Origin of the sequence: Actinomadura sp. 6N118 (assembly GCF_044326415.1) — a bacterium.
In the GTDB taxonomy this organism is placed as follows: Bacteria; Actinomycetota; Actinomycetes; order Streptosporangiales; family Streptosporangiaceae; genus Spirillospora.
Map to the genome: position 1 here is coordinate 101850 of NZ_JBIRAZ010000030.1, position 9729 is coordinate 111578.

Consider the following 9729-nt stretch of genomic DNA (forward strand, 5'->3'; position numbering starts at 1 on the left):
GCTGGGCAGGGTGCCTGGGATCGGTGGCGGTCATGGCCTCTCCTGCCCTTCGTCGTTCCTGCTTGCATCATGGCTGCTGCTGGCCACGGGCCTGCTGTCGGCGCGGGGCAGGGGCGCAGGTGGGCCGCCGGCGGCGTGGGCGTCGAGGTCGGCGGCCATGTCCAGGCCGTGGACGAGGACGGCCAGTTCGGCGGCGTATGCTCGCCGCCTTTCTCTGGAAGAGTCAGCCGTGTCCATGGCTGGGGCGTTCTCGCCGGTAGTGGCTTTGTCGGCGGCAATGGTCGCGGCGCGCCATCGTTCTCGTGACCGTGATTCGGGCCAGCGTCCGGTGAGTGCTCCCTGACCGGGCGGAAGTTGCCAGCGTTCCGCCTGCACATCGCTCTCGGCCAGGGCCGTGGCCGTTGCGAGCGCCGCCTCTAGAGGGCCGCCGAGCAGGCGGTGGGCCAGCAGGAACGGCTGGGCAGCCAGCAGGCGGGTGGGGGAGTTGGGCGCCACGACGGCGTCCACTTCTCCATCCGTCCAGCCGATCGCGGCGAGTTCGCGGCGGAGCGCCTCCAGGAACTCTGCCGGCTCGGGCAGCGGGATCAGGCCGTCGAGCATCGCGTGCAGGCGCAGTGCTCGTGACTCGACTGCGGACGCCGTGCCGTCGGCGGCGGTGGCGAGGACGAGTTCGGCGATGGCGCGCGGGACGAACCAATGGGCGGCCTGTTCCTGGTAGAACGCAGCCAGGTGGGCCTGTTCAGGGCCGATCCGGTAGCGGCGGGGGGAGGTGGGGCGAGGGGTTTCGGCGGTGACGGCGCCGGCGCGCATCAGCCGGCCCAGCGCCCGCTGGACCTCGCCCTGTGAGGTCAGTGAATGCAGGTTGACCGCGGGGATACTGCGGTCGCTGATGAACGCCATGAGCGGCTTGAGTTCACGCATGATCTGCCACACATCGCGCGGCTCGCGGTGCCCCCCGTTCAGGAGCAGGATGAGCAGGCAACTCGGGGTCACCGGCGTCGCTGCCTGGAGCTGGCGTGCCAGCTCGGCGCCCACGGCACGGGTGGCCCTCCACCCGCTGGTGGGCGTTTCAGCCGCCTCGCAGCCCACGCCTATCGCATCGGTGCTTCGCCCGGTTGGGGATGGGCCGGTGCATTCCCGGACCGAGAACGGTGTGCCGAAGCAGATCCAGGCACGCCCACCGCGCAACCGCCGGCTGGTCCGGCATTGTCCGAACAGCCAGCGGCGTTTGGCGAGTCCGGCGTCCTCAGCGACCAGCCTCTCGGCATCGGGGAGGAGCTCGTAGGCGATGGTCACCGGCACCACGTAGGCATCACCGGACGGGCTGTCGTCCAGTACATCGACCAGATCGCGGATCAGGTCGTGCTGGAACGGGCGCAGCCGGCCAGTCCGTGAGCGGCCGCCCTCGGGATACCACTCCAGGTTGTATCCATGACGCACCGCGTACCTGAGGTAACTGCGTACAGCCAGCGCGTACAGGGGATCCCCGGCGAGGCTGCGCCGGATGAACACCGAACCCGCACGACGGCCCAGATGCCCGATGGGCCAGAAGGCCATGGTGTCCCCGGTGAACCGGACGGTCGGTGGGAGCCCGACTGCCCGAAGGGTCGTGGCCAGGACCATGGGATCGGCGTAACAGCGGTGCGCAGGCAGGAAGACCAGCGGGTGACGCTCGGCAAGGCGGCGGAGCTCGGCTGCCGCGGAACGTTCCGCTTGCAGATTCCAGCAGCACACCACCGGATGTGAAATCGCGTGCAGCAGGCGTGTGGCTCGCTCTTCCTGTGACGGGACCAGGAGCCGCAGGTAGATTTCGAGTTTCTCCTCGGCGTCACCTGTAGACAGCCCCAGCTGGGCGGCGAGCCCGGCGGCCTCGGCCTGGACCGCCGGAGCGCCGAGTACGTCCTTGATGACAGGTCCGAGACTGCTTCTCCTCATGGCCCCTTCCGTTCTCGACGCAGGACTGTGGGGACGACGCCAGATCGGCGCAGGCGCGGGGGCCTGCGCCGGCCCGTTCCACCGCATCCCGATAGACGGTTGCCTACTCTCGCGACATGAAAAGATACGGAGAGTGGTGAGGTTAGAACTTACCGGCACCAGGGCTTGCAGAGGGTCAACTGCGGGTGAGGCGTTGAGGTCAGGGTCTGCCCGGAGCTCCTGCAGCCGTTGTCGGGACCGGGATCACTGCTGCTGTATGAGGCTCTGGCAGAAGTCGTCACCGCAACCGCACTCGGCCACCAAGCGGAGATCCCACGCGCTGATGGCCAGCATGTTCTCGCCTTCCTCCTCCAGCAGGGCCACCAACTCGGCGACCAGGTCGGGGAAGACCTCACGAACGAGGGGATTCTCCTCCATGCGTGGACACTATTCCTGGTGTCCGCAACATTCCTGGTGTCCGCAACCCGCCGGCGCCAGGCCGCATCGTAGGTTGCGGTGGAGTCAATGCGGAGGTTGTTGTGAGCTGGGATGTGCTGGTGTTGAAGGCCCCCGGCGAAGTCGTCGGTGTCGATGAATTGCCCAAGGACTTCGACCCGGGGCCTATCGGCCCGTTGCGAGACGTGCAGGATCTGCTGCGGCGACACGTGCCCCTGATCGATCTGTCAGACCCGACGTGGGGCCTGGTGGAGTCGGCGACGACGTGGTGCCGATCGTCGTCGAGATCGGCCAGGTCCTCGGTTGCCGAGCCCTGGACGTCTCCTCGGGAGAGTTCCTTGACGGAGACATAACAGGATGGCGGGCGTTACCGTGACTCACACCGGATCCGGCAGGTCCATCGACGCGAGTTTGGCCGGGTCGATCAGGACCGTGATGCCGGCGATCCGGCCGTCCATGACGGTGAACGCGATGACCGAGAGCGGAGTTCCGTTCTCGCGCCAGGAGACGAACCCGGGCAGGCCGTTGACAAGCACCGCGCGCTCCCGCGCGACTGCGCCGGAGGACATCTGCGCGCCGGCGGCGACCTTGGTGGCGCCGAGGGTGACGACCACGCCGTCGGGGGTGTCGACGATCAGCTTCACGTCCGGGTCGAGCACGCGCAGCAGCCGCTCGAAATCGCCACTGACCACCGCCGCACGGAAGGCGTTGACCACCTCTCGCTGCTCCTGTCCGATGACCGCCTGCCGTTCGGTCACCTGCACCTTCCTGCGGGCGCGGCTGGCGAGCATCTTGGTGGCAGCGGTCGACTTGCCGAGTATCTGGCCGATCTCGTCGAACGGCACCCCGAACAGGTCGTGCAGAACGAACGCCAGCCGCTCACTCGGCCCGAGCGACTCCAGGACGACGAGCAGCGCGAGCCCGACCGAGTCGGCGAGCGCCACCTCGTCCTCAGGCGCAAGGCCATCGTCAACCGTCACCACGAGCTCGGGCAGCCGGTCGTCATAGGACGCCTCAGGGCGGGATTGGCGCGATCGCAGAACATCCAGGCTGATCCGGCCGACCACCGTGGTCAGCCAGCCGGCGAGGTTGTGGATGGTCGCTGCGTCCTGGCGGGAGAGCCGCAACCAGGCCTCCTGGACCACGTCCTCGGCGTCGGCGTGCGATCCGAGCATGCGGTAGGCGACCGCGCGCAGCCGGTCGCGCTGGCTCTGGAACGCCTCAGCCACCGGGTCCGTCGGGCTGGTGTCGGACATGTCGTTACCTTCCTTGGATCTGCTCCGTCATAGGTGATGACGGCCCCGGACGGGCACAGGTAACCGACGAAGGAGCAAGATCGATGCAAGCACGCATGAACGGCCCGGTGAATCCCGACGTGATGACGGCGATCCAGCTGCTCAACAAGGCGGTTCACGCCGGTGGCGCCGACCCTCTCGTGATCGAACTGGTCCACCTGCGGGCCAGCCAGATCAACGGGTGCAGCCCCTGCGTATTTGCCGGCGTCGCGTCGGCCAAGAAGCATGGGGAGTCCGACGAGCGCCTGCACAACGTGGTCTCCTGGCGCGAAACACCCTTCTTCACCCAGGCGGAACGGGCAGCGCTCGCGCTGGCCGAGGCCGCCACCCGGATCCAGGATGGCGCATCAGGCGTGACCGACGAAATCTGGGACGCAGCCGCCGCCCACTTCGACCAGAAGCAGCTATCCGCGATCATCCTGAACATCGCGCTGACCAACTTCTTCAACCGGCTCAACCACACCGTCCGGGAACAGGCCGGCAAAACCTGGTGACCCGGGCGGCCTGGCAGCTGGCCCGGCCCTTGGCAGCTCCTAGATGACCTCGAGGAGTGCGATGAGCGAGAACGTTGACGATCAGGTGTGCGGGGGTGGCGTGAGGAGGTCGGCAAAGCCGCCTGGTCCTTCAACCAGATGCAGGACGTGGGAGATCTAGGGCAGCAGGGCGATCGATGGCCGCGTGGGGATCAGGCGGCGGGACGGGGTGCGTACTCGTTCACATATTCCTGCTCCGACAGCCCCTGGATCGCCTGCATGATCTCGTCGGTGACCTCGCGGGACCTCCGGCCGCGCGGCGCGCCCGCGTTCCGTTCCGCAAAGCTCATTGGGGCACCGATCCGTACCCCGATGCGGCCGATCTTCGGTACGGCCCGGCCGCGCGGCTGGACCCGGTCGGTTCCCACGATCGCCACCGGCAGGACGGGAGCACCGGTGCGCAGCGCCAGTCGCGCCACCCCGGTGTGCCCTCGGTAAAGGCGCCCATCCGGGGATCGTGTGCCTTCGGGGTGGATGGCGAACACCCCATCGCCCTCCAGCACCCGAGCCGAGGTGTCGAGTGCTTCCAGCGCCGCGCGTCCGCCGGACCGGTCGACTGAGATGGCGCCGAGGCCGCGAAAGAAGCCGGCCATCGCCCTGCCTCGGACGCCCGAGCGCGTGAAGTACTCCTGCTTACCGAGAAAGCGCACCCGCCGTGGCACCACCAGCGGCAGAACGAAGGAATCCATGAACGCGAGATGGTTGGCCGCCAAGATGACCGGTCCCCGGCGGGGAACATGGTGCAATCCGCTGACGTGAGGTCGGAACATGACCCGCATCGCCGGGCCGAACACCACGTACTTCACCAACGGATACATCAGGCGCTCAACATCCATGGCCCGGGACACTACGGTCCGCGACCACGGCGGCGCGGTGGCGGCCAGTTACAAGATCACACGCCGGAAACATGTAGATCTCCGTACTTGCCCGCTCCTCAGACACACCTCGGGCAGCTCATGAGATCACGGGCGGCAAATAGCCTGGCCACCACGACAGCGGCGATCTCGTCCTGGATCCCAGGTGCCGGGGCCATCGAGTTTCCGGCCAATCCCGAACTCGAGGTCTCTGGCGTGGAAGTGAACATCCTTGACCCCGAAGGCCATCGTTCCTGTCTTTCGATGCCCCCACAGGGGGTGACTACTTTAAGTAGTGTGTTGAAAGCATTCCGCTGTTTCGACTGGAATTGCGGCCCTGTCCCCGCCTGAAAAGGAGCCACTTGTGCGTGTCCTCGCACGTTCCGCTGCTCTTGTCCTGGTTCCCGCCGCCATCCTGATGTTGACGGCCGCTCCCTCCTCCGCCGAGGTCGACCCGAGTGCGCTTGTCACGTGCGTCGCCGGCGACGTGGGCAAGGTCACGGCTCTCATCGATCCCTCGGCCCTCCAGGTCCCGGCTGAGGTACCGGTGGTGGGCTGCCTCCAGCCCTGATCTTCGTCGCTCGCGGAGAGCCCAGGTCGTCGTCGAGATGATCGGGGCTCTCCTGCGCCGTGGCGGGCACGTCCGTCTCCAGACCGGCACTGACGACAACTCGCTGAAGAACGTGCTGGCCGAAGCCGCGGGCGTTGAGGTCCAGGAGTTCGCCGACGGCAATGCGGCCGCGTTCGTCGCCCTGGCCGGGCCGCTGTCGGTCGATCACGTCATCCGCACCAGCCGAGACCCGCCACCGCACCGGCGCCGAGCAAAGAACGCGATCTATGACCACGGCCCTGGTCCTGGACGACATCACCCGGTTGAAGCTCCACAGGGAAGCCGACCAGGACGTGCTGGACCTCATCCGGGAGCTTATGAGCCTGCCCGTCGGAGAGCGCAGTCGCACGGATAAACCCGGTGACGTCGGCGATCACCGCGCGATAATGGCCGACGTGGAAGAGGTCGAGGTCGTCGTCGCCCATCACGAGTGCGCGACCTTGCGGGTCGGCGAGGTGTTCCTGAAGATCGACGCTGACCAGGCGCGTACCGACGTCGAGGTCGAGGCGATGGCTCTGGCGCCGATCCCGACGCCGCGGATCCTGTGGCGCAAGCCGCCCGTGCTCGCGCTCGCCGCCCTCCCAGGGAAGGCACTCGGCCGCCTGGGCGAACCGTCGACCGCGTCGTCGGCGGCGTGGGCCGCGGCGGGCGCCGCCGTACGCAAGCTGCACGAGGCACCGCTGCCGCCATGGCCCGGTCGAAGCCCCGACCAGGTCGCAGCGCACATCGACGGCGAATGCGAATGGCTCATCACCAACGGCGTCCTTCCCGCCGACGTGGTCACGCGCCACCGCCAGATCGCCGAGGCCGCACTCCGGCCATGGACACCGGTGTTCGCCCACGGCGACCTCCAGGTCACCCACGTGTTCACCGACGGTGACCAGATCACCGGCGTGATTGACTGGACCGAGGCGGCCCAAGGCGACGCCCTGTTCGACCTCGCCACCCTCACACTCGGACATCAGGAACACCTCGGCGACGTCATCGCCGGCTACGGCACCGACGTCGACCTCGAGGTGATCCGCGCATGGTGGTCGCTACGAACCCTGCGACCGATCCGCTGGCTGATCGAGCACGGCTTCGACCCCTCCGCGCCAGGCGGCGAGATCGACATGCTGACCTTCCAGATGTGAGGCCGCACGAGCCCGACCGCTACGAGTAGTCCTTAAGCCCCAGCCGCCAACAAAAGCTGGGAGCTGCCATCTATAGCTGGAGTCGCAAGCGGCAACTGGCACCTCGCCAGTGGAGTGGCCAACTGAAGTGGTGAGTCACGTTGTGACCCCCATCGATAGTGTCACCTGGCCTGGGCCGTATGCTGGGTGTTTGTGTCGGGTTCCCATCGATAGCTGTCACTGCTTACCAGAGGCAGTTGTCATCTCGCGGTTCTCAGTAGTCGGGCAGCTTATGAGCGAGGGCACAGGAATGCCTGATCCCGCCGAGGCGAAGTATGCCGAGCTGGTCGCCACCTCCCAGCAATGGGCAGCGGCGATCGTGTCCAACGATGCCACGCGTATCGCGAACTTCATGTCCGATGACTGGGTGATCGTCTCGGAGTCGGGCGTCGCATCCAAGGCGGACTTCCTGGCCTTGGTCGCCTCCGGTGAGCTGACCCACTCGGCAATGGACCTCGTCAGCGAGCCACGCGTTCGGATCTATGACGAGACCGCGGTTCTCACCGGGCGGGTGACCAACACCGCACACCACCAGGGCCACCGGTTCGACGCCGACGAGTGGACCACCGACGTGTTCGTCCACCGGAGTGGCCGCTGGCTGTGCGTCCTCAGCCACATCACCACAGCGGCATCGGCCTGAGCACACCCAGCGCGCGGCCCCATCGACCGAATCGCCGCGCTCTACGCCGAGCGACTGGCGACCGGAGGGCCGGATAGTCGATCACGGTGACAGAAAGCGCTGGCATGTGACAGGTATCGATGGCCGTCACACACGTCAGCCGTTGATGGCGAATCGGTTGCGCGAGTGGCGTTTAGAACGCATGTTCGACATGATGCGGGGTGTGAGGGTTTACAACGAGCGGATCACGGGTGTGCAGACCGATCAGATCGGCAGACCGTTGCGGTGGACGTGGCGACGTCGCGTCTACCAGGCCGGGCCGGTGCTGGACTACTGGGTCACCACCCGTGATTGGTGGCGTGAGGAGGTGTCCCTGGCCGGCGGGGAGTCACAGCAGATCCGCCACTGGCTGGTAGAGGCTTCCAGTAGCGGCGGCTCCGGGCAAGCCGAACTGGCGTTGGACGAGGCGTCCATGACCTGGCGGCTCATCGGGCTGGTCGACTGACCCGTGCGGTTCGAAGGACACCTCTACTGCCCACCCCTCGTCTGGCTGTCGGGCGTTCAGGCGCATGGGTATCTGCTCGCCTGGGTCAAGCACGAGAACACAGGGGAGTGGCGCGGTGTGGTCACCTGGACGCGGGTCAGTGGAGACAAGATGAACTACCAGCGGCTGGTCATCACAGCCGAAGCGAGGGGACTTCGCCCAATGGAAGCACCCGCCGCGTACGCCGGTGTGCCGCGGCTGCTGCTGACTACATCTGGCGCGATTAAGGCGCTGGCTACCGATTCTGGTCGAGGCGGGAGGCGTCTGAGCGAGGGTTTCTGACGTGGGCGTCCTCAGGGGGACGCCCACGTCACTTCTTCGGCTATCCGACCTTTGCGACGGCGTAGTTCACGCCTTGAGTTGTCATTCCGTTGGTGAAGTACGAGAGGTGGGCGATGAAGTTGCCGGTGCTGCCCTGGCAGACGAAGTCGTCGCGCACGCAGTAGTTCTGGATGCGGGAGCTGTAGGTGTTGAGCGCACCCAGGGGGCGGGGCGGGGGGTTACCCGACTGCTTGCCCGGCTCGAAGGTGCCGACGTTGAACGGCTCGCCTGCCCGGAAGCGAATGTCACCGAACATCACGATCGCGGCGATCCGGCTGCTGGCCGCGGAACTGACCGTGCCCTTGTCCGCGCCCCAGATGCGGGCGGAGGTCGCGGCCAATGCATCGCCGACCACGCCCGCGCCCTGCGAGTAGCCCAGCAGGATGTACTTCTGGTTCGGGCACGCCTGCGTCTCGGAGTTGAGGGTGCTGATCAGGTTGCCGACTCCCACGGGTGCACTGGTGTTGAACGAGGGCTGGGCCGGATAGGTCAGCTCGGTGTACTTGGCCTGGCCGGGAAACTTCTGCAGGATCAGGTCGCCCATCGGCTTCTGTAGCCAGCTTCCTTCCTGGGGTTCCCAGGTGCCGCGGGCGGAGATGACGCTGACCGCCTTACACTCGGCCGCGGCGGCGGGCACCGCGGTGACGGTGGCGACGCCTCCGGCGGCCAGGGCCATGGCGGCGGCGCCCGTCAGGATTCGCCGGCCGGATCTGTGAGTGACGGACCGCATGACGCGGCTCCTTCCGCTCGGGGTGGGGATTCGGCCGAAGTGTCGCGACGACGCCAGCGCCGTACTACGCGTCCAACTGAGCGAATAAGCCTTGGCCATTTGTCATGAACAGCCACCTTCGCCGAGATGGCGAGCGCGTTGTCAGCTCGCCGCTAAGGGAAGCGTCGCGTTTTGCGCATGGGGCCTATTGGAATCTCAGCCCGGTTTGTAGCGAGCCGCACGGACGCTGCCGCGGTGTAGAGCGCGAGCCGAAGCTGACCCTCCCGGATAGCGCGTGCACCTGCGGTGAGCTCACTTGGCGGGCTGGCGTTGATTACGACCTGTTAAGCGCTGACACGTATGGCTGTTGAGATCTGCCGATCTGGATCCGGCTGTGCTGCGGGTTGGTGGGGTCATGGGGGTGGTTGTGCCGGGGTGGGGGCGTGCCTGTAGGCCCGGCGCTGGGGGTGCGCCGGGCTACTACAGGGCTGGGGGTGTGCGGGGTGGTCAGGCCGCGTGGTCGTGCCAGGGGTTGTCGGCCTGGACGGGTCTGCCGTGTCTGGATCTGGCGACCTCGTCAGGTGGCAGTGCCCGGTATCGGTAGCGGCCGTCGTCGGTGGTGGTGATGTGTATCTGGTGGGGGTGGGTGTGTTTCCAGCGGTTGTGCCAGCCGCAGCATAGGGCGAGTTTGTCGATGTCGGT

11 protein-coding genes are annotated in these 9729 nt (G+C 66.9%); 5 read left to right on the forward strand and 6 right to left on the reverse strand.

Annotation, left to right across the window (positions count from 1 at the left end; translation table 11 throughout):
* Positions 1–30: 30 nt before the first annotated feature.
* From ACH34W_RS48535 to ACH34W_RS48545, 3 genes are all read right to left on the reverse strand, one after another.
* Positions 31–1935, reverse strand: coding sequence for a 1-acyl-sn-glycerol-3-phosphate acyltransferase (locus tag ACH34W_RS48535; protein ID WP_395968050.1), 1905 nt, complete (start codon positions 1933–1935; stop codon positions 31–33).
* 243 nt (positions 1936–2178) lie between these two features.
* Positions 2179–2352 carry a hypothetical protein gene (locus tag ACH34W_RS48540; protein WP_395968051.1) on the reverse strand — a complete coding sequence of 58 codons (174 nt, stop codon included), beginning with the start codon at positions 2350–2352 and terminating at the stop codon, positions 2179–2181.
* Positions 2353–2747: 395 nt separating this feature from the next.
* A complete protein-coding gene (locus tag ACH34W_RS48545; RefSeq protein ID WP_395968052.1) occupies positions 2748–3626 on the reverse strand; it encodes a sigma-70 family RNA polymerase sigma factor in 879 nt (292 codons plus the stop codon).
* Between the two features lie 83 nt (positions 3627–3709).
* Here ACH34W_RS48545 and ACH34W_RS48550 point away from each other — a divergent pair, with 83 nt between their 5' ends.
* The gene (locus ACH34W_RS48550; RefSeq protein WP_395968053.1) at positions 3710–4159 is read left to right on the forward strand and encodes a carboxymuconolactone decarboxylase family protein; all 450 of its coding nucleotides are present in this window, start codon (positions 3710–3712) and stop codon (positions 4157–4159) included.
* A 191-nt stretch (positions 4160–4350) separates the two neighbouring features.
* On the opposite strand, the gene ACH34W_RS48555 is transcribed toward ACH34W_RS48550, so the two are convergent.
* Positions 4351–5034, reverse strand: coding sequence for a lysophospholipid acyltransferase family protein (locus ACH34W_RS48555; protein ID WP_395968054.1), 684 nt, complete (start codon positions 5032–5034; stop codon positions 4351–4353).
* A gap of 382 nt (positions 5035–5416) precedes the next feature.
* Between ACH34W_RS48555 and ACH34W_RS48560 the strand changes: the two genes are divergently transcribed.
* The 4 genes from ACH34W_RS48560 (at position 5417) to ACH34W_RS48575 (ending at position 7958) form a co-directional block, all read left to right on the forward strand.
* Complete coding sequence (locus ACH34W_RS48560) at positions 5417–5623, forward strand: hypothetical protein (RefSeq protein WP_395968055.1); 207 nt, start codon at positions 5417–5419, stop codon at positions 5621–5623.
* A 266-nt stretch (positions 5624–5889) separates the two neighbouring features.
* Complete coding sequence (locus ACH34W_RS48565; RefSeq protein WP_395968056.1) at positions 5890–6795, forward strand: phosphotransferase family protein; 906 nt, start codon at positions 5890–5892, stop codon at positions 6793–6795.
* Positions 6796–7084: 289 nt separating this feature from the next.
* Complete coding sequence (locus ACH34W_RS48570) at positions 7085–7474, forward strand: nuclear transport factor 2 family protein (protein ID WP_395968057.1); 390 nt, start codon at positions 7085–7087, stop codon at positions 7472–7474.
* A gap of 202 nt (positions 7475–7676) precedes the next feature.
* Positions 7677–7958, forward strand: coding sequence for a DUF6504 family protein (locus tag ACH34W_RS48575; RefSeq protein ID WP_395968058.1), 282 nt, complete (start codon positions 7677–7679; stop codon positions 7956–7958).
* Between the two features lie 361 nt (positions 7959–8319).
* Here the strand turns inward: ACH34W_RS48575 and ACH34W_RS48580 are convergent, their stop codons facing one another.
* Positions 8320–9048, reverse strand: a complete 729-nt coding sequence (locus tag ACH34W_RS48580) for a cutinase family protein (RefSeq protein WP_395968059.1) — start codon at positions 9046–9048, stop codon at positions 8320–8322.
* Positions 9049–9534: 486 nt separating this feature from the next.
* On the reverse strand, positions 9535–9729 hold a 195-nt coding region (locus ACH34W_RS48585), incomplete at its 5' end, for a hypothetical protein (RefSeq protein ID WP_395968060.1).